Source organism: Candidatus Hydrogenedentota bacterium, assembly GCA_016791475.1.
Lineage (GTDB): Bacteria > Hydrogenedentota > Hydrogenedentia > Hydrogenedentales > JAEUWI01 > JAEUWI01.
Genome location: JAEUWI010000036.1, coordinates 62326 through 81918 on the forward strand (window position 1 = coordinate 62326; position 19593 = coordinate 81918).

15 protein-coding genes are annotated in these 19593 nt (G+C 61.3%); 3 read left to right on the forward strand and 12 right to left on the reverse strand.

The features are described from left to right. The first annotated feature begins 7 nt into the window (after positions 1 to 7). Positions 8 to 826, forward strand: a complete 819-nt coding sequence (locus JNK74_18415) for a lysophospholipase (GenBank protein MBL7648162.1) — start codon at positions 8 to 10, stop codon at positions 824 to 826. 176 nt (positions 827 to 1002) lie between these two features. On the opposite strand, the gene JNK74_18420 is transcribed toward JNK74_18415, so the two are convergent. The 6 genes from JNK74_18420 to JNK74_18445 form a co-directional block, all read right to left on the reverse strand. Then, on the reverse strand, positions 1003 to 3636 hold the full coding sequence (locus tag JNK74_18420) for a DUF5011 domain-containing protein (protein ID MBL7648163.1): 2634 nt from the start codon (positions 3634 to 3636) through the stop codon (positions 1003 to 1005). 390 nt (positions 3637 to 4026) lie between these two features. Continuing rightward, the gene (locus JNK74_18425) at positions 4027 to 4899 is read right to left on the reverse strand and encodes a tetratricopeptide repeat protein (GenBank protein MBL7648164.1); all 873 of its coding nucleotides are present in this window, start codon (positions 4897 to 4899) and stop codon (positions 4027 to 4029) included. Positions 4900 to 4975: 76 nt separating this feature from the next. Continuing rightward, complete coding sequence (locus JNK74_18430; GenBank protein ID MBL7648165.1) at positions 4976 to 5440, reverse strand: hypothetical protein; 465 nt, start codon at positions 5438 to 5440, stop codon at positions 4976 to 4978. Continuing rightward, the gene (locus JNK74_18435) at positions 5437 to 5838 is read right to left on the reverse strand and encodes a hypothetical protein (GenBank protein ID MBL7648166.1); all 402 of its coding nucleotides are present in this window, start codon (positions 5836 to 5838) and stop codon (positions 5437 to 5439) included. The genes JNK74_18430 and JNK74_18435 overlap by 4 nt, the downstream gene beginning before the upstream one ends. A 251-nt stretch (positions 5839 to 6089) precedes the next feature. Next, complete coding sequence (locus tag JNK74_18440) at positions 6090 to 7001, reverse strand: DUF547 domain-containing protein (GenBank protein ID MBL7648167.1); 912 nt, start codon at positions 6999 to 7001, stop codon at positions 6090 to 6092. A gap of 46 nt (positions 7002 to 7047) precedes the next feature. After that, positions 7048 to 9381: an NAD(P)-binding domain-containing protein gene (locus JNK74_18445; GenBank protein ID MBL7648168.1), complete on the reverse strand. Its 2334-nt coding sequence runs from the start codon at positions 9379 to 9381 to the stop codon at positions 7048 to 7050. 451 nt (positions 9382 to 9832) lie between these two features. Between JNK74_18445 and JNK74_18450 the strand changes: the two genes are divergently transcribed. Together JNK74_18450 and JNK74_18455 are read left to right on the forward strand one after the other, a co-directional pair. Beyond that, entirely contained in the window at positions 9833 to 11755 is a 1923-nt protein-coding gene (locus tag JNK74_18450) for a DUF1080 domain-containing protein (GenBank protein MBL7648169.1), read from the forward strand. Between the two features lie 53 nt (positions 11756 to 11808). After that, complete coding sequence (locus tag JNK74_18455) at positions 11809 to 12456, forward strand: hypothetical protein (GenBank protein ID MBL7648170.1); 648 nt, start codon at positions 11809 to 11811, stop codon at positions 12454 to 12456. Between the two features lie 404 nt (positions 12457 to 12860). Here the strand turns inward: JNK74_18455 and JNK74_18460 are convergent, their stop codons facing one another. The 6 genes from JNK74_18460 to JNK74_18485 form a co-directional block, all read right to left on the reverse strand. Then, positions 12861 to 13646 (reverse strand): class I SAM-dependent methyltransferase, encoded by a 786-nt coding sequence (locus JNK74_18460; GenBank protein MBL7648171.1) that lies wholly within the window; start codon positions 13644 to 13646, stop codon positions 12861 to 12863. Then, positions 13643 to 14230 carry a bis(5'-nucleosyl)-tetraphosphatase (symmetrical) YqeK gene (gene yqeK / locus JNK74_18465; GenBank protein ID MBL7648172.1) on the reverse strand — a complete coding sequence of 196 codons (588 nt, stop codon included), beginning with the start codon at positions 14228 to 14230 and terminating at the stop codon, positions 13643 to 13645. The genes JNK74_18460 and yqeK overlap by 4 nt, the downstream gene beginning before the upstream one ends. Next, positions 14217 to 14801: a nicotinate (nicotinamide) nucleotide adenylyltransferase gene (gene nadD, locus JNK74_18470; protein ID MBL7648173.1), complete on the reverse strand. Its 585-nt coding sequence runs from the start codon at positions 14799 to 14801 to the stop codon at positions 14217 to 14219. Before nadD ends, yqeK begins: the two co-directional genes overlap by 14 nt. A gap of 4 nt (positions 14802 to 14805) precedes the next feature. Then, a complete protein-coding gene (locus JNK74_18475; protein ID MBL7648174.1) occupies positions 14806 to 16140 on the reverse strand; it encodes a glutamate-5-semialdehyde dehydrogenase in 1335 nt (444 codons plus the stop codon). Between the two features lie 152 nt (positions 16141 to 16292). Continuing rightward, on the reverse strand, positions 16293 to 16826 hold the full coding sequence (locus tag JNK74_18480; protein ID MBL7648175.1) for a DinB family protein: 534 nt from the start codon (positions 16824 to 16826) through the stop codon (positions 16293 to 16295). A 125-nt stretch (positions 16827 to 16951) separates the two neighbouring features. Then, positions 16952 to 19339, reverse strand: coding sequence for a hypothetical protein (locus tag JNK74_18485; GenBank protein ID MBL7648176.1), 2388 nt, complete (start codon positions 19337 to 19339; stop codon positions 16952 to 16954). Positions 19340 to 19593 lie beyond the last annotated feature (254 nt).

The following is a 19593-nucleotide window of genomic DNA, read 5'->3' on the forward strand; positions in this document are numbered from 1 at the left end:
CGCCAACATGCCCGAATCCTGCTTCTGCCGCTCCTGGCCCCCGGAACAGAGCCCCCAGGCTCACCTGGTCATCGTTCACGGCTACGCCGAGCACAGCGGTCGCTATGAAGCCCTCGCCCGCGAGTTAAACGATGCGGGCCTGCACGTCCACGCATGCGACCTGCGAGGTCATGGTGAAACCCCCGGCAAACGCGGACAGATCAAGGACTTTACAACGCTCGTCGCGGACCTGCGCCATTTCGTTGATCAAACACGTGAAAGGGTCGGTGGAAAGCCCCTGTTCATCCTCGGCCACAGCATGGGCGGCCTGCTCACCGCGCACTACCTGGCCGGGGAGCCAATCGGAATTTGTGGCGCGATCTTTTCAAGCCCCCTGATGGCCATTCCGGATCATGTCGCGCCACTCCTGCTGCGAATGTCCGGGCTCTTGAGCAGGGTAGCACCGGGACTCCCGGTAGACCGAATCGAAAGCAAGGGCATCGCCAGGGATCCGGAAGTCGTCCGGGCTTACGACACCGATCCCCACGTCTACCATGGCCCAATTCGCGCCCGAACCGGGGCGGAGCTCGCCCACGCCATCCAGGCCCTGCCCGACATAGTGCCCAGGATTACCACCCCCTTCCTCGTCTTCCACGGCACCGCCGATACCATCGCCCCGCCGTCGGGAATCCAGTTGCTCATCGAACGCGCCGGCAGTACCGACAAGACCCGTTTTTGGGTTGAAGGCGGATATCATGAATTGCTGAACGACACCGGCCGCGGGGAAGTCATTCAGAAGGTACTGGCCTGGATCGGCCGACATCACGCGTCGAGTGGCGGTCATTGAGCCAGACTGAAAACGCCCAGAACCTGCCCGCGGGTGGCGGCGCAAAGGAGCATGGAGTGCCGACGCAATCCCCTTCGTCATGCGTTCATTCGCGCACTGCACACCAAACAATCCCGCACAAACAAATCGGCCCCCGCGCTCTGCGGAACGCGGGGGCCGTATTGTTAATCATACCGTCATCGCACGACGCGGGCGCGACCGCTCCAGACCAACAACGCCAGCAGGCCCAGCGCGACAACTAAATCGCCCGCCCAGAAGGTGCCGACGCCTTGGCCCGGCGCGCAGGAAGCGCCATTCGGATCCTTGCCCGCCTCGGGGGTCAGCGGGGCGAAGAGGGACAGATTCACCGCCTCGCCCTGGAGGGTGGCGCCACCCACGGTCACATTCTGAATGGAGGCCGAGCTCCAAGTTCCCTCGCCCACTTCCAGATCGAAGCCACCGTTGCCATCCGGCGCCGCCGTCGTCGGGAAGCGCACGAAGGACGCCGTTTCCGCGTCGGGAATGTCGACACCGGTGAGGCTGAACCGTACCGGACGCGCCGCCAGTCGGCTCGCGGCGATGGGCGCGAAGGAATCGCCGCCATTGCCGCTTACCACCAGCGTCACATCAAAGAAAGGCCCGTCGTCCGCAACGCCGGCGGGCGCGGCCGGAATCGCGCCTGCCTCTGAAGGGTTAAATATGTTCCCCAGGCTCTCGCCAAAGGCAACCGTCAGGATGCCCTGCTCCTCACAATCCAGCAAAGCCCGCTCCACGGAAACCGTAAGCACCTGGGCGCTGTTCTCGGGATTGCGCACCCGCACTTCCACACGCTCGTCCGAGGCGCCGTCGCAATCGCCAAACCAGGTGGTCATGGTCGTCGTGCCGTCGCTGCCGGGGGCCTGCGTGTCGGTCGTCCAGATATCACTCTCCACCGCCAGGCTGGTGAAGGGCTGATCCACGAGGCCATCCTGATCCGCATCGGGGGCGGTGGCCACAGTCAGCGCAAACTGCTGCGAAAGGGTGCTGCCGGTCTCCACCACTTCAGCAACGGCGTCAACCGTATACTCGCCCGCCGTCAGGAAAAACACCACGGGGTAGCCCGCGGCCCGGTTCTCGGAAAGCTGCGAGGCGCCGTCCACCGTGTAGGTAACGCGGGTCGTGCCGACCGTGCAATCCGCGTCGTCGCCGAAGAACGTGGACGCGGAAAACAACACGCGCTGCTGCCCCGCGCCCTCGGGTATGAAGATGGTATCGCCCGCCGGCTGGCTGACCGTGAATTCCGTCAGGGGGCACACGGCGGAACCGCCCTCGCACGCCGGACCACCCACGACCACCGTGCGTGTCGCCACGGAAAGCTGGCCCAGGCTGTCTTCGGCAAGATAGGTGATCTCATAGGACCCGGCCTCGGTCGTGTTCACCACCGTCTCCGCGTCACTCGTAACCTCCACCACACCCTCACAGGCATCGATGGCGGTGGCGCCGGGATCGGTCCACGCGGTACCGCAGTCGATCTCAACCAGCGCACTGCCCACAAGGTGAATCTCCGGCGCATCCGTATCCGCCACAAGCACGTCGCGGGTCACAATCGAGACTCGCCCACCCTGATCCGTCGCCTGATAGGTCACGGAATAGGTGCCGGGTACCGACGGGTTAACCGTATTGGTCACAACGGAAACCGTGGCCACTTCGCCATCACAGGCGTCCACGGCGGTCGCCCCCGGTTCTTCATAGGGCGTGCCGCACTCCAGCGGGAAAGGCGATGCGCCCAGTAGCGTGATCTCCGGACCTTCGGTGTCTTCCACAATCACCGTCCGCGTGGCCGTGTCGGAATGGCCCGAAGCGTCCGTGGCCCGATAGGTCACCGTGTACGTCCCCGGCTGGGTCAGATCCATCTCCGTCTCCATAACCACAGACAGTGTACCATCGCAGACATCCGTCGCGGTTGCGCCAAGATCGAGGAACGGCGCGCCGCAGGACTGATTCACCGTCGCCGGGCCCACCAGGGTAACGTTGGGCGGGGTGTTGTCGGATACCGTGACGGTGCGCACCACCTGGGCCGCGCTGTTCCCGTCGCTGTCGATGACGTTGTAGGTCAACACATAGACGCCCGCATCATGGATATTTACCGAGCCAAGCTTGATTACACTATCGGTCAGGTCGCCGTCTTCGGTATCCTGCGCCGTAACACCGGGATCCGTAAACGCGGTACCGCATTCCATGGAGACATTGGCCAGACCGAGCAGCGTGATGACCGGCGCACCCGTCTCGCCTTCGCCTTCGCCTTCGCCTTCGCCTTCGCCTTCCCCTTCGCCTTCCCCTTCCCCTTCGCCTTCTCCCTCACCTTCGCCTTCCCCTTCACCTTCACCCTCACCACCCGCCTCGATGCAAACACTGGTCTCTACGACGCCGCCCGCCACTTCGCCATTGTCTTCCCGATACAGCACGTTACCGCTGATCGCTTCGCTGCCGGACGCGCCTTCCGGGACGGCAAGGGTATAGGTGAAGGTCGCGGGAAATGTCGGTATCTCGACCCAGCCGAATTCGATTGTACCCGTCGAGCCGATTTCCGATTCCAGGCGAGGCTCGGCGGTCAGCGTTGAACCCTGATAGGTCCAGCCCTCGGGAATCGTCTCGCGCAGACCAAGCGCGGAGATTTCCTCTTCGCAGGCGCTCTCTATGGTTACGGTCACGTCCACATCGGCGCCGGCGATGGCGCAACCCGACACGGTTCGCTGGATGGAAAGACAGGCGGTCTGAGCCTGCGCCGTTCCCACGGCAATGCCAGCCAGCAGGAGAAGGAGGAACAATTTGCGGATCTGGCCTGATTTCATGCGTGTACTACCTCGCGTTGCATGCCCTGCTGGACCGTACCCCAATTCAAGCCCCACGGGGACTTTGATTTTAAAGGGGAACGTGGCGGAAGTCAATGCGGCTGTCAGCCAGGGGGAAAAGCCATCTTTCAGCGTTCTTGAGTTTTTCCGCCAATTGATCGCCCAACCGGGAGCGCGGGTCTTCCCAAGCGCGTTCGTGCGACAGAGTCGCAAGAAAATCATGGACTGGAAGGTCCGTATTCCCGTCGAGCAACGAATTCACAAGCTGTCAGACTATACCCGTCTGTGGCAAAAACCTGACGCAAAAGGGAACCCGGTCCTTCCCGACAATAGCAAAGCGCCCTCGTCCAGGACGAGAGCGCTTGATAATTTCGCTTGTCTTGTACCGGCCTATTGTGCGGCGGGAGCCTCGGGGGCCGGAGCGGTCTCGGGGGCCGGAGCGGTCTCGGGGACCGGAGCGGCCTCGGGAGCCGGAGCAGCCTCGGGCGCCGGAGCAGCCTCGGGTGCCGGAGCGGCCTCGGGAGCCGCAGCAGACTCGGGGGCCGCGGCAGGCGCGGCGGCGGCTGCCGGAGCAGTCTCGGCCGGGAAGAGATCCGGATGCTCCGACTTCAAGCGGGAAAGCGCCTGATCCGCACTTGTTGCAAAAGTCGAATCGGGAAAAATCTCTTTTTGCTTGTTGTAGGAGGCAATCGCCTCGGGTAGCTTGCCCAGTTCCTCCTGGATACGGGCCATGTTCAGGGGCTGGCGACGTCCCGTAAAGGTATCGTCCCAGGATTCAAACACTTTGGTGTAACCCGCCAGCGCCTCCTCCAGCTTGCCCTCGTTCTCATCCAGGAAGGCCAGCGCTTCCGCCGCCTGGGGCGCATAGTCGGAATCCCCATGGTCGTTTACGACTTTACCCAGCGCCTCGCGGGCCTTGTCATAGGCCTTGGCCTCGATATGCGCCTCGCCGGAAAGATAGAGCGCTTCCACACTCCACCGATTGCCCGCCGCGGCCACCGCCTGCAGAGCCTCGGCCCGCGCGGCGGCGTCTTCTTCGTCCAGCGCATCGGCATAGGCCGTCATGGCGTGACGATCTTTGACGGAGGCGTTCAGACTGTAGATACCACCCGCCAACGCGCACAGCACCACAAACGCGATACCGCCGATTACCGTCTTGGGGTTCTCCTTGATATAGTCCAGCAACTGCTGCCAGTCGCCCTGCGTTTCAGCTTCACCTGCAACGCCGTGGGCGACGGCGGACTTCGATTCGTTCTCAGCCATGAATGCTCTCTTTCCAAAAACGGGTCATGCAATGCCTCCCCGGAGCCGGGGAGGAGGAAGGGTCAAAACGGGTATTTTAACTGATAGCGCCCCACTCTACAATTTTCCACCCCGCGTCCGTACGCTGGAGGTAGACCGCCACCTGCCCCTGAAGGGTCACCGGCGGCGTCTGGGAGTTGTCCGGCTGTCCCAGCGTCCCAAAGGCCTCCACCACCCGGGCGCGATCACCCTGAATCAATATGCTGGAGGCCGACCGGTTAATCTGAATGGAACGGTAATTGTTCATAACCTGATTGAGGTACTTCCGGATACCCTCCGCGTCCCGGCCTTCTTCGTCGAGATAGTCGGCGGATACGTGCCGCATGATCTTGCCGACTTTCTTCGTCTCCATCCCGAGATGCACATCATTTAAGATTTTCGTGATCTGCGCTTCATCGGATGCTTTGCCGCCCAGACCGGGAATGTCCAGATTCACGCCACCGCCGGCGCAACCGGACAGCAGGCCCAGGACAAACAGCATGGGGAGCATCGCGGACTTCATTGCGCCGCTTCCTCGGCGGGAAGATAATTCAGGATAAGTTCATTGCTCCGGCCCACACCCACCCGGCGGGACTCCACATTAAGGCGCTTGCCGGGCTTGGTGAAGAACAACAACACGCTGTCTTCCGACTGGGTCGTGGACACCAGGGTCCAGTTGTCCAGCGGGGCATTGGTGATATAGAACTGGGCGAGCTCGTTCACGGTGCTCTTCGAGTAGTACACCATCTTGCCGATCTTGACGCTTCGCGAGTCGTACACGAAGGAACGTACCGTATCCTCCCGGAGACCATCGGGCAGGGGAATCTCGTTGAATCGCTTGTGGGGGGAAGGCACAAGGCCCGCGGTCGTCTCGGCGGGCGGCGTGTAACTGCCTTTCTCGCTCTCGCTCAGAAGCTTCACGGGCGGTTGCTCGTTGCTTTAAAGGGCGTGGATTCACAGCCCGCAAGCACAACGCCAACGGCCAGAATCAAGGAATTTGTGTACTTCATGTTCATGTTCAACCCCAGATGCCGACCCGAACACCGTGATGTCCCTTGAGAACAAATCAGGCGCGAATAGGCACAATTCCGGAAAATAACCCAGGACCAACAGCTTAACACAGTAAAAAGTATGGATACCAGCCCGATTCAGCCTGCACAAGCCGGACCAAATCACTCGTTCGGAATGGAACCCGAACCAAAAGCGCCCGAACTGGGATCGGCGCTGCCGCCCGGCTTCAGCTCGTTGCTGGTATTTAATACCCAGTCATACTCAAAGTATTTCACCGCCACCTCCTCGGTCGCCGCCTGGAGGAGCGCCCCTTTCAAAACAGGATCCTCGACCCGCTCGTGAAGCCATTGCAGGTAGCCGCCGACCCCGTCCCAGTCCTTGCCATACCACTGGAGTATCCGGCTGAGCCGGATCTCCTTCTTTTCCGCGTCAAAGAACACGTGCTTCGGGTCGTTGGCGAAAAGACGGGACTGATCGTCGAGCTGGGCGTCAAGCCGACTCCCTTCGTACGCCTCGGGACGTATCGCGGGGCAACTCAAGGCCGCGCAGACCAGCGCCACGTGAATGCGCGGATCGCCGAAGGGTTCCCGGATTTTCTTGTGCTCGATAGCGTTCAGACTAAGCGTTTCATTGGCGAAAATGTACTCGGGGATGTCAAAAAAGCCTTTCTTGCTGGTCGGATCGGTGTAGTTATTCACCGAATCGCGAATCTCGTGGCGGATCACGCCGCTGATCACGAAAGCGTTGTAGGCGTTGCACAGCAGGGCGAGTCGCTCGTTGTCTGTGGCCAATTTGTCCGGCTGGGCCGCGCCCAATTGCTTCAGGTAGGTGCGGAAAGCCTGATCCTTCGCGATGCCGTCGTAGTCCACCAGGCCATTCGCCACGTAAGCCTTCAGCGCGTAGTCCCAGAGAGCATGGTCCACCCCCGACGCATCCGGCACCGGTGTGGGGCCCGCCGTCGCGCCGATGTGGTCAAAAGCGCGCACCGCCACGAACAGCGGCACAATAAAGGACACGGCGGCAACCCAGAAGAAGGGGCCATAATAGGATTTTTCAGATTTTGGGGAGGTCATGGGTCACCTTCAGGCATTCGTAATTCTTAATTCGTAATTCGTAATTCTAAACCCGTTCCGGCGCTTCGCCGATGTGGAGGATCTCCATGGGACACCGCACCACGCACTCCGCACAGCCCACGCAGGGCGTATCTTTCAAGGTCACCGGTATACCCTGCAGCGCGCGGGACTTAATATCAATCCCCATCTGGCAGTATTGGTTGCACACGTTGCAGTCGATGCATTTGCCTTTCTCGGGCGAGATCTTGAACTTGGACCAGCGCCCCCAGAAGTTCATCCAGAAGGCGAGCGGGCACCACATGCGGCACCAGACGCGCTGGCCGAGGAAGGGATAGAGCCCGACGGCAATGGCGCCGGAAAGAAAGGTGCCGACCCACACGTTGTACAAGTTGTAGGGCAGGCTGTAGCCGAGCAGGTGGGCAATGGTGCCCACCGCCGCCAGCAGAATAAAGACGAAGCCGAAACGCTCCAGCCGGCGGGGCCAGTCGCCCTTGGGGCCGCGATGGCGATAACTGTTTCCCACGGTCTCCGCCAGTGCGCCGCAGGAGCAGATGTAGGAGCAATAGATCTTGCCCCATTTGATGGTGAAAAGCGGTATGACAATAAAGGTGAGCACGACGGCCCACACCACGCCGACCACGGCCACGGTGTGCCACCAGGCGGGGTCGCCGGGCCCGGCGGCCTCCACCTCAAAGGCGTTCATCTTCAGGGGCCAGGCATTCAACGAACGACCAATGAGGGGCGTCCAGGGGTTGCGCCCGATGAAGACCACGAGGAAGGTGGGGATACCCCACCACAGGGTCCACTGGGTCGCGATGATGGTGAGATTACGGATCCAGATGCGCCGGTGATTCGCGCGCCAGGCCCAGTAGAGTCCGAAGCCGGTAATTCCGGTGAAATACAGGAGGTAGTAGAAGCCGTAGAGGTTGCCGAAGTACGTCGGCACCACAGCGTAGAGCCACGAGAAGCCCGGGATAAAATAGGGGCCCGGTCCCGACTGGGCTTCGTCCACCGTAAAGATCGAGGGCGCCACAGAATAGACGCCATAGACCAGCGCCCCCAGCGCCAGCAATCCACCGGCCGCCGGCACCCGTATCAAGGGACTCCGTCCGCGCGCGCCTAAGTTTTTATTCATTAATACCAGACCGAGCAATAGCAGCCACGCCACCGGCAGGGCATAGCCCGCCAGCAGGTGAATTGCGGGAAGCACCGGCCCCCCGGCCAGCCCGCTCGCCCAGGGCAGATACCACTGCCCCGCGCCAGCCTTGTCGGGATGGAGTGAAAAATACTGGGCATAAAAGTACACGAATATACCGGCGGCGATGCCCAGGCCGGAATAAATGAAGCGCTTCGCCGTCCAGACGCCATCCAGTTCCAGACCCATGTCCAAGAGGAAGTCTACGGGCGGCAGGGTGCCAATGAGAATGATCACGTTGTCGTTGGGCACGGACTGGGTCGCGCCATCCACGCGTAAAAGCACCTCCGACTCCCGAATCTCGGTCACCTCGCTCTTGCGCAGGACAGCGATGCGCCCCTCCTGCTCGACCGCCTCCAGCGCCGCCCGATTCTCCGCCTTGGCGCGAAAAAACGTGTCGCCGCGATAGCTCAGGGTCACGCGATTGTGCTCCGCGAGCATGAGGGCCGCCTCGATCGCCGAGTTGCCGCCACCCACGATGAGTACGTCTTTATCGTGATAGTCTTCGTCCGTGTGGAGGCGATAGGTCACCTTCTGGCTAAATTCGGCGCCGGGCACATCCAGCAAACGCGGTTGGCCCTGACGCCCCACGGCCACCACCACATTGGCGGTCTGAAAGGTCTTGTCGTTGGCCGTGACCACGTCGAAAGCCCCTTCGCCCCGCTTCACCACCCGCGCCACCTCCGTTCCCTCTTTTATGGGAAGGGCCTTCTCCGCAACCAGTGCATCGACCCGGGCGACAAAATCGTCCCGCTCTAAATCACCTTCGGTCTCCAGGCCGCTCGAATTCTTCAAATAACGCGGCTCTGCATAGACCTTCTTACCCGGTGGGAAAGCGCGGACCGTGCTCGCCGCCTTCGTGCGCTCCAACACCACAAAGCGCAGCCCCCGCGCCTGGGCTTCCAGCGCGGCCGAAAGCCCTGCGGGCCCCGCGCCGATAATAACCAGATCGAGGCCCTCGCGTCCTTGCGACGCGGCAAAACGCCCCTGCTTCTCCATCTTGTCCAAAAGGGCCACGCCATGGTTCGCCGCCACCTTGACCAGCGGCAGTCCCGTCACGTCGCCAATCACGTAAATCCCCTTCACATTCGATTCAAAGTTCCCATCAACGATGGGCAGAATCTCCTGCGGGGGAACCGTGGCGATGATCTTGCGGGGTGCTTTCTGGGCGTCTGTGGTGGCCATGATATCGGGCAGACTTTCAAGTTGGCGCGTGGGCGACTTGCCTATAGGGTACACCAAAGGCGGGGACAGATTCTTTTTTCAGCCGCAAGAAAACGCAGAGTTCGCAACGCGTAATGGACAGAGGGCTTCCCCCGACAATTTCTGTACTCTCGCGGCCTGTAAAGGAAGGGTTTCCCACAGATCAACACAGATCTCCACAGATAAGAGCAAGAGATGCCCGAACGGTCCGCTGTGCGAGAAATGTGAGGAGTTATTCTTGTCTTATCTGTGCAGATCTGTGTGAATCTGTGGGAAATATTCTTGGTCGGGCCTCAAGTCGGCCCTGCGTTCGTTCGCGGCCCAGTCACGCTCTCTTGTCAAGGTCTCGGGCCTCCCTATAGCCGCTCTTGCGCACTTCGCCGAGTATTGTGCATGCTTTCCTCCACAGGCATACCATACGGAAAGGAACACCATGCTGCGCACGCTGCCCTGTTGTCTCGCACTGCTCTTATCCCCGCTCGTCCCGGCTGCGGAGCCCATTATCCCGACGACTCCTATCGAGCTCTTCAACGGGCGCGACCTATCGGGCTGGTATCCCGCGCTCCAGGGCCAAGCGGTCGGCGAGAATCCGGGCGACATTGTGAAGGTGAGCGATGGCCTTCTCCACATCTCGGGCGATGCGCGGGGCTGTTTGAGCACCGACGCGGCCTATGCGAACTACCGGCTCGTCGCGGAGTTCAAATGGGGCGGAGGGGCCTATGGAGATCGCGAAGGCAAGGCGCGCGATTGCGGTTTCCAGATCCATGCCGTGGGCGAGGACGGCGCGTTCCACGGCCTGTGGAAAAACGCCATCGCCGCGCAGATGATTGAAGGCGGCACGGGCGATATCCTCGTGCTGGGCGACGGCACGGACGCCTTTCAGGTCACCGGGCCGGTGGCGGCTGAGCAACAAGCGGGAAGCTGGCTCTTTCAGCCCGATGGACGCTTGCAGACGGTCAACGCGGGCCGCGTCAACTGGTGGGGCCGCGATCCGGAGTGGAAAGACGAGTACGGCTATCGCGGTGCGCGCGATTTGGAGAAGCCCGCGGGCGAGTGGAACCGCTTCGAGGTCATCGCCGACGGTGCAACGCTGACGCTGGTGCTGAACGGCGTAACCGTGAACAAGGTCTACGACGTGCAACCCCGCGCGGGGCAGATTCAGATTCAGATCGAAGGCGCGGAGATCTTCTTCCGCCGCATCGCGCTGGAACCGCTGAAGACCGAGACGCCGCAGCGCGCGAAGCGCTTCTTCTACAACAGCGACGGTGACAACATGTTCATCTATGCCGATACGCCCATGTCGCCGGAGAACGTGTATGCCTACATCGATCCCATCGGCGAAACGCAGGTGACCACCTATTCCTTTTCGCCCAACATAGGCATGTTGATGAACTACCCGTCAAAAGTGGCGGAGCTGATCGGTCGGGACGTGAGCGAGAAACTCGCGGCCACCGTGGCGGACGGGGTGGCGACCAACCCCGTAACCACCGAGCGCGGTGTGCAGAATCTTCGCAGCCTCATCGCGGCGGGCCACGATCCCCTTGCGCTGGTGCTGGGCCGCGCAAAGGAGAAGGGAATGGAGACTTTCATTTCCTTCCGTCTCAACGAAGTCCACGCCGTGGAATACGAAGCGCAGGATCACATGATCCTCTCCAACTTCTGGAAGGCCCATCCGGAATGGCGCATTGGCAAAGTGGCCGATCCGCTGCGGCCAATCTACTCCGAGATTCTCGGGCCGCGCGTCCACCCCATCGTGGGCACCTGGCTCCCCGCCGGCCTGAACTTCGCCATCCCCGAAGTCCGCGCCCAGCGTCTGGCGGAACTCAAGGAGCTCGCGGAAAACTACGACGCCGACGGCCTCGAACTCGACTTTCAGCGCTTCCCCATGTATTTCCCCCAGGGAAAAGAGCATGAACACATCGAAACCATGACCGCGTGGATGCGAGAGGTTTCCGCCATGGTGAAGGCGGCGGGCCAAAAACGCGGGCGGCCACTGCTTCTCTCCGCCCGCATCATGGCCACGCCCGAGCAAAACCTCGGCATCGGCCTCGATCCCGTCACCTGGGCCAACGAGGGCCTTATCGACTTCGTCATTGTGAGCCACTACCTGCGCAACGATTACCCCCTCCCCCTGCGCGCCTTCCGCGATCTGCTGCCGGAAAGCATGCCCATCTACGCGTCCATCGAAGTCGAGCCGAAGGTGGAGACCTACCGCGACATCGCCCGGCAACTCTACCTCGACGGCGCGGACGGGATCATGCTCTTCAATTTCTTCACCACCCGCGAGCGCGGCGAAGAGCCGCCCATGGGACTGCTGAAGGAATTGGGCAGCGCGGGTATGATTACTCCCCGATAGCGAAAGTGAGCCTTTTCATACGGTCCAGAGTCCTCAACCAACGTTAGTCGCCCATGCACTCACCTTCCGTTCATCAAGCACTTATTTCGTCCAGCCTGGCCATCGTCGAGAATGGCCACTGGAGTCCCGGTATCAGCGATCCCACCGCCATGGGACTTGTTGTTTTCCTGTTCTACTTCGGGGGGGCGGCGGTCTGTCTCTTCCGCGCCTGGCGCTGCTTTCGCACGCCCGAGTTGCGCCGGGTGGCTTTTCGATTCTGGCTGTTCTGCGGGATTGCTCTCTTCCTGTTCGGCGTGAACAAGCAACTCGACCTGCACCAACTCATCACCCAGTATGGCAGGGACTGGGCCCGGGCCGATGGCTGGTATGAAAACCGTCGCGCGATCCAGTCCATCTTCATAAAATGCCTGGCGGGAGCCGCCGCAGTGGTGTTCCTTGCCATAATCTGGGCCCTGCGCGGCATGCCGCTCCGCTACTATATCGCGCTGACCGGCCTCATGTTTCTCGGGTTCTACGTCCTCGTCCGCGCGGCGTCGTTCCATCATGTGGACCGCTTTCTCGGCCTCGGCACCGAAGGCTTCCGACTGGCGTGGCTGGTGGAGTTAGGCGGGATAACCATCACCGCCGCCGCCGCGCTGCTGCCTCACGGCGACGTTCGGAGTGTCGCGCCGCCGAAACAAAAGTCGACCTCGGAATATTGATGCAATCCGCTGAAGCGGGCATTCAACCCATTCGTTACCGCGGCCCTTGGAGTCCCTTCCGGCGGGATACCGTTCCGGATATAGACCGTGGGTGTATCCTTGCTTGCCTGCCAGGCGTAGCCCAATGGACGAGTCGGAACCTTTTTTCGTTGGTATCCATAGCACTTCCAGAAAAATCGTCTTGACGGTTGCATTTTCGTTACATAATAGTACTCTCGCTGAAAAACTGATAAGGATTCGTTAACAGATCTCGTTTCTGAGTAATGGACCTGTCTCGCGGAAAAACGACTACGAATGCAGAAAAGCACGTATGAAAGAGCGGCTGCGCGGAAGAACGATTATAATTTCTGAAAAACGATTACAAGTGGCCCACTTCGCGGAAAAACTGTTACGGACTTGGCTTTTCAGTCTCCAAAGGCCAGCCGCCGCACCTGAGCGGCCACTTTCGCGAAGCGCTTCTCGATACCGGGAGCCCCTTTTTTGACCGCGATGAGGTCCACCCGTGTCGTTTTCCGACGTGGCGTCTTCCAGTTTTCCGCGTCGAAGGCCCCCAAAATGTCGAACCCAGCCTTCTCCAGCAGACGCTTGACCAGCGCGAGATCGTAGACCCGCTCCCGGATCACCGAGGTATTTCCCGTGTTGATGCGGACATACGACTCGGCGATGGCTTTCTTTTTGTCGTATTCACTGGACCAGCGGCTCGTGAATCCGTCGTTATCCTCCGTCCAGGACTGGCCTTCGAAGTGCTCCGTCACCATGCGCTCGGTGATAATGTCCGCGTAGAGTATCCCGCCGTCGCGGAGCGCGCCGTGCAGTTGCACGAAAGCCTCCCCAAGCTCCTCTTCCTCCAGCAGAAAATTCAGACTGTCGAAGAGACAGGTGATGAGTTCGAAGGAGTCCCGATACGGCAGGGCGCGCAGGTCGGCGACCGCAAGCGGCAGGGCCGTGTCCTTTTTCTTTCCCGTCTGGATCATCGCGGGAGAGAGATCGCTGCCCAAAGTGTCCCAACCGGTCTTGCGGAGCATGGACACGAGCGTGGCAGTACCGCAGGCGGCGTCGAGATGGCGAATCGGTTCTTTCACCAGATCCGCGAGGGCGGTAGTCGTGAAGAACCATCGGTCATAATTCACATGGGACATGAGCGGATCGTAGTAGCGGGCGAGGTCCGCAAAGGCATCCGGTGTGTTCACGCCGGGTATTCCCGCTCGACCCAATCGAGAAATTCTTCGGCAACGGGATCGACCACCTCTTTGGACTGAAGGTGCTCGAACTTGGCGCGGGCCACATAGCGCAGCGCCGCTTCGAGGCCCTGCTCCCGCGCAAGCGTCCGCGCCTTCGCGGCTTCGGGGAATTTGCGGGTGGGCTCGCTGAAGTCCGCCAGGTAGATTAACTGACCCGTGCGCCCCAGCCCCGGCCGGCCCGTGGTGTGCCAGTAGATCGCGTTGTAAACATCTTCATCGTCGATGCCGAGCTCCTCGCGGCACTCTTCGGCGGCCACGGGACCGTGGAGCAGCATGGGGACCTGAAGCTGGGTTTCGCTGATGTCCAGACCATAGCCCCGGGCACGGGCCAGGAGCACATCGCCCGATTGGGTGCGGCAGAGATCGTGCAGCATGCCCGCCGTCACCACTTCATCGTGGGGCACGCCCGCTTTCACGGCGAGCGACGCGGCGTATTCCGCCACGAAGATACAATGGCTGACCTTGTCTTCGGGCAGGTTTTCCCGAAGAATCCCAAGAAATTCCTTGTATCGGCGCATCTTAACGATGGGCATGGTAGAGACCCCGTTCCTGAACAATGTCAAACACGGCGGGCGGCAGACTGTCGGCGGCGGCATCGCCTTCGGCGAGGCGGCGGCGCACGTCGGTCGAAGACATGAGGCTCTCGGCAAAGGGCAGCATCTCGTAGTGGCCTTCGAGCACGGCGGGAATCGCCCGCACCTCGCTGGGCCGGGGCAGTACGAGCAGACGCGCTTCATCCAGAATGCCCTGGGGTGATCGCCATCCGGGCAGATCGATCAGGGCATCCTGCCCGATGATCAGAAAAAACTCGGCGTCGGGATAGAGGCCGCGCAGGGCTTTCATCGTGTCGGCCGTGTAGGAAGGGCCTTCACGGTGCAGTTCGAGATCGCAGGGCTCCAGCCCCGGCTCGCTCTTCAATGCGGCCTCCACCATGGCATAGCGGTCATCCGCCGGGGTGATCTCGTCGCCGCCTTTGTGGGGCGGATCGGCGGAGACCACAAAGAGCACCCGATCCAGCCCCTTGTGCGCCAGGGCCGCGCGGCCGATGTCCACATGGGTGCGGTGGATGGGGTCGAAAGTTCCGCCGAAGACACCGATGCGCAATTGCCTACTCCCGAATCTGGCCGTTGCCGCGAATGACGTATTTCTGCGTGGTCAGCCCTTCGAGCGCCATGGGGCCGCGCACATGGAGCTTATTCGTGCTGATGCCAATTTCCGCGCCCAGGCCAAATTCGAATCCATCCGTAAAACGCGTGGAGGCATTGACGTACACGGTTGCGCTGTCCACCTCGTCCAGGAAGCGCTCGGAAGCTTCGTAACTCTCCGTGATGATGGCGTCGGAATGGTGCGAACCGTACTCATTGATATGGGCAATCGCTTCATCCAGGGACGCCACGATCTTGATGGACAGGATCTTGTCCACATACTCCGTCACCCAGTCTTCATCCGTCGCTTCCTTGCAGGGGATGAGCTGGCGGGTCCGGTCGCAACCGCGAATTTCGCAGCCGAGGCTGGCCAGTTCGCGGGCGATCTCCGGCAGCAGCATGGGGGCGGCGGCCTCATGGACCAGCAGGGTCTCCATGGCGTTGCACACGCCGGGCCGCTGCATCTTGGCGTTAATCGCAATGGACTTGGCCATGTGCTCGTCGGCGTCTTCGTGGAGATAGGTGTGGCACACGCCATCGAGATGGGCGATGACGGGAATGCGGGAGTTTTCGTAGATGAAGGTAATCAGTCCCTTGCCGCCGCGGGGCACGATCACGTCGATATACTTGTCCAGCTTGAGCATCGCGGCCACCGCCTCGCGATCCGTCGTGCCCAGCATCTGCACGGCATGATCCGGAACGCCCGCGCTCTTCGCACCCTCAATGAAAATCTGGGCAATCGCAGTATTGGAGAAAAAGGCTTCCGAGCCGCCGCGCAGGATGCAGGCATTGCCCGATTTAAGACAGAGCGCCGCGGCGTCCGCCGTCACGTTGGGCCGGCTTTCATAAATGATGCCCACCACGCCGATGGGCTGGCGGATCCGCGCCATGCGCAGGCCGTTCGGGTGGACATATTGCTGGTCCACATCGCCCACGGGATCGGGCAACGCCGCGACCTGCTCCAGGCCCTCGGCCATGCCTTCGATCCGCTCATCGGTCAGTTCCAGGCGATCCAGCATGGCGCTGGAGAGGCCCTTTTCGCGACCCAGCGCGAGGTCTTTCGTGTTTTCCGCCTTCAGGCGCGCGCCTTCGGCCCGAAGACGCCGCGCAATCTCGATCAGCGCGGCATCCTTCACGCGGCGCGACAACGAGCGCAGCGCATTCGACGCCGCGCGGGCCTGACGCCCGATGCTATTCAATTCCTGCTCTAGACTCATTCGACATCCTGCGATAGCTGGTCCCGAAGGGGAATTCGGGGGAAGCGCGTGCTTTGTGGGTAATTCGGCATAGTATGCCATAAGGCAGTTGACAGTTGACAGTTGACAGTGGATAGTTGACAGCGAAGAAAGAATCTGTCCAATCCGCGAGATCAGTCAGATCAGTCAGATCGGCCTAATCAGTCCTATCCGTCGAATCCGTCCTATCGAGCCCGCCGCGCCACTGTCAACTGTCAACTGTCAACTGCTCGCCTTATTCGCTCAATCTGATACAGGTGATACAAATCATGGGCCGCGTACATCCGCACCATCGTGGACAGGGTCTCGTTGCCACGCTGGGAATGGATACCGTAGCGCGCCCACTGGTCGCCCCTCACCCGACGCAACAGGCGCAGGTTCATGGCGCGTACGTTCGCGAAATCCGTTAGCGCCTCTTCCAGGCCGAATTCATCCGGAAAGAGGTTGGCAATCCAACGGTCGGGGTCCATTGCCGCCAGGGGCGAACCCTCCTCCGCGAGAACGATCCGAAATCGCGTTCCAAGCACCAGTTCCACATGAGCCAGGTGCTGCACCACGTTCAACACGGACCACTTCCCCGGCGCCTCCGGCGTACGCAGTTTGTCCTCTGACACCGCTTCCGCCGCCGCACGCAGGGCGGAAGGCGTCGCCTCAAACACGGAAAAGGGTTCCCGATCACCAAGGTAATCCATCATGGTTTTCGTGTAGGCGGGTGTATCGCCCTGAGCAAGATCGGAAGGTTGAGACATGGGAAGAACTCCTGTGGGTTGGGGCCGGAGAATTATGGTAGCACGGGAATATGCGCACAGGGCGGGTTCCGCCGGCAAGGCGCACAGGCCGCAACCCACGTCAAGCGGAAGCGTATGTGCAATACTTACCCGAGCAACCACACCTCCGCCACCTGGCAACCTCTCCCCCCGACAAGGTCCCATTGCAGTTCCAGGTTCCCGTCGCTCGTGGCCTCCCGGGGTATGGGGAATTCCTGCGGCGCAACGGGGTCGGACTGGGAAACCGGGCCATGGACCTCGTGGGAGCCATCCGCCCGAAGGGTCATCGTCGCCTTGAAGCGTCCGGCATAGACGACACGTACCCGATAGGCGCGGTTCGGGTCCAATCCCTCATAGCGCATTTTCAACGGCGTTCCATAAAGGGTCTGGGCCTGATCCGCCCACGACAGGCGCCACCCTTCCGCCGGGCGCATGAACTCCACCATCGCCGTGGAGACGCCTCCGGGATCTTGCGCCCAGGCCGTGTCCGCCACGAGGTGAGGCTGTCGGCCCACGCGTCCAAGGTCGTCGTAGAAGCCCCCTTCCGGATTCCGCTCCCAGTCGCAAAGCGCCAGAATTCGGCTTCGGGCCGCCGCCTCGTCGAGGCCGCCATCCTTCAATCCAGCTTCCACCTTCGCCAGCTCGGCCTCCCACCAGCCGCGATTGTTCAGCGGCGTGTCAAGGAATTCCAAAATGGCGCCGCGCTCCGGGTTCATCGCCTTGAACCGCTTCACGTCGAGTTGAATTCCTATGAGGCGGAAAAGCGCCGGGCCAAACTTGTTCAGCTCTTTTCTCAGGGGCGCGAGCTCCGGGTGCTTCCCCGAATCGCGAAGTGCCTTACGGGCAGTCTTTATCGCCTCGGGAAGATCCCCCGCCACATCCGCGCGCAGCGACGCAATGGCGGCCTCTTCCCGCGCCCGCTCCGCCGCCGACCGCTTCTGGACGTAGTCATCGTACAGCGCGCGGAGATAAATCATCTGAAAGCGCCAGTTCTCCTTCAACGCCTTGCCGCCCTCCGCCGCCATGGCCCGCCAGTGTGCGGCCGTGGGCGCGATGGAGGCATTGTTCGCCAGCGGACCGACCCAGTTGTCCTCCAGCGCGAGCAAGCCCTTTGCAACCGCTTCCCCGTGCTTCCCGCCAATGAAATAGCGGCCATACGCCGCAAGAACTTCAGCGGGATCGGCCTCCGGATTCCAGCCGTACTGGCTCCAGAGCATTTTGTTCACGTCGTCGTGCACCCCTTCCGAGTAGGCGACAAAGCCGCGGGCATAAGGCATGAAGGTATTGTGTATCTGCTGCATGGCGCGCGGTCGCGCATTGAAGGACTCGCGCCCAAGGGTCAGTGCGAAAGCCGGATCCCACTCCGGAACGGGATACTGGCAGCGAACGCTGTGGGTGATGTCCGGATAACGCCGGATGGGATACTGGGCCGGTGTTCGCTCGCGCATCTCCTGGATGCCGATCTTGGCCCAGGGGCCAAAGGCCGCACCCGCGAACCACGGGGGCCGATGCTCTTGCAGATAGGTGAAGAAGGTATCGTTTTCTTCGGGCTCGAAGCCCTGATTGGACACCCAGAATCCCACACCCGGATGAGGGCCCTGGAGCGCCGGCGCCGTTTCGGCCAGCCAGTTCATCAACAGCCCCGGCTCGTTGCTGCCGGGATCCCCTCCCGCCACGAACACCTGGTCCACATGGGGCATCGCGGAAAAGAGGCGCGCCCAGGCGGCGCGGGTTTCGCCCGCGGCGGCCAAATTGGTCAGGTCCTCCTGGAGCGACATCCAGAGCCACACCTCCAACCCATAGGCATGGATCAATTCCGATAAGGCAATATTCCTGGCCCACATCGTGGAGTCCATATGGACACTCTCGCGCGCGGTGGGGTCGATCGTGGGAGACAATTCAATCGCATTCGCGCCAAACACAATCAGGTCGCGGATGTACTGATCGAAAGTATCCAGATCCCAGGCGTCAATGGTGTTGTTCATGTCGCCATAGCCCATCTGGTGCCCCCGCAACGGGACCACCGGCGCACTGGCGACGGGCGCGATCACGGGCAGCGCGGGGTCGGCGCTGAAGTCGATGGAACGCAACACATGGGCGGCGGCAAAGAGCACACCGCGATGATCGACGCCGAGGCAGAAGACCCGGGGGACTCCGTCCTTCGATTCCGTCCAGATGGCATAGCCCTCTGGACGTTCCGGCAGCGCGAGGTTCGTCGGCAACGCAGCGGCCAGGTCCGGGCTGGAGTCGGGGGTGCCCAAAATAATCGCGGGGATTCCCGGGTTCACCGCGCCGGCGCGCCTGATCAACAGACCCGGCACCCGCGCTGCGAGTTCCTTCTCGATCAACATGGATGCCCCGGACGTCGCTTCCGCGCCGGTCGACGGCACGACGAGTTCCCATACCCCGGTCGGCTCGGTCCAGGCGTGCTGCAAGCCGAACAGGAGCATGAGGGTCAATATGCGGGAGAAGAAACTATAGGCGGAGCGGTGCATGGGAGAATTCCATAAGAGTCGTAGTACGGCCGTTGGTCGCAACCAGAACAACGGAACCGCACATCGGCGTGGATAGTCGCAAACTTGATTGATGAAGGCGATTGAAGTGATGAGAAGCGAGAATGGACGCGAATAGCCCGTTGCCCTTGACGCTTGCAGATGGGCCATGATGACGTGGCATATGTTCTGTAAATTGAAAATGCGACCACGCATTCGTTCCAATCTTGGGTAGCTAACCAAGAACAAGATAGGAC

Excerpts from the sequence above, each read along its gene's own strand:
- JNK74_18420 (MBL7648163.1), bottom strand. The coding sequence starts at position 3,636 with ATGAAATCAGGCCAGATCCGCAAATTGTTCCTCCTTCTCCTGCTGGCT.
- JNK74_18485 (MBL7648176.1), bottom strand. The coding sequence starts at position 19,339 with ATGCACCGCTCCGCCTATAGTTTCTTCTCCCGCATATTGACCCTCATG.
- JNK74_18430 (MBL7648165.1), bottom strand. The coding sequence starts at position 5,440 with ATGAAGTCCGCGATGCTCCCCATGCTGTTTGTCCTGGGCCTGCTGTCC.
- JNK74_18480 (MBL7648175.1), bottom strand. The coding sequence starts at position 16,826 with ATGTCTCAACCTTCCGATCTTGCTCAGGGCGATACACCCGCCTACACG.
- JNK74_18475 (MBL7648174.1), bottom strand. The coding sequence starts at position 16,140 with ATGGCATACTATGCCGAATTACCCACAAAGCACGCGCTTCCCCCGAAT.
- JNK74_18455 (MBL7648170.1), top strand. The coding sequence starts at position 11,809 with ATGCACTCACCTTCCGTTCATCAAGCACTTATTTCGTCCAGCCTGGCC.
- JNK74_18415 (MBL7648162.1), top strand. The coding sequence starts at position 8 with ATGCCCGAATCCTGCTTCTGCCGCTCCTGGCCCCCGGAACAGAGCCCC.
- JNK74_18445 (MBL7648168.1), bottom strand. The coding sequence starts at position 9,381 with ATGGCCACCACAGACGCCCAGAAAGCACCCCGCAAGATCATCGCCACG.
- JNK74_18440 (MBL7648167.1), bottom strand. The coding sequence starts at position 7,001 with ATGACCTCCCCAAAATCTGAAAAATCCTATTATGGCCCCTTCTTCTGG.
- JNK74_18425 (MBL7648164.1), bottom strand. The coding sequence starts at position 4,899 with ATGGCTGAGAACGAATCGAAGTCCGCCGTCGCCCACGGCGTTGCAGGT.
- JNK74_18450 (MBL7648169.1), top strand. The coding sequence starts at position 9,833 with ATGCTGCGCACGCTGCCCTGTTGTCTCGCACTGCTCTTATCCCCGCTC.
- yqeK (MBL7648172.1), bottom strand. The coding sequence starts at position 14,230 with ATGCCCATCGTTAAGATGCGCCGATACAAGGAATTTCTTGGGATTCTT.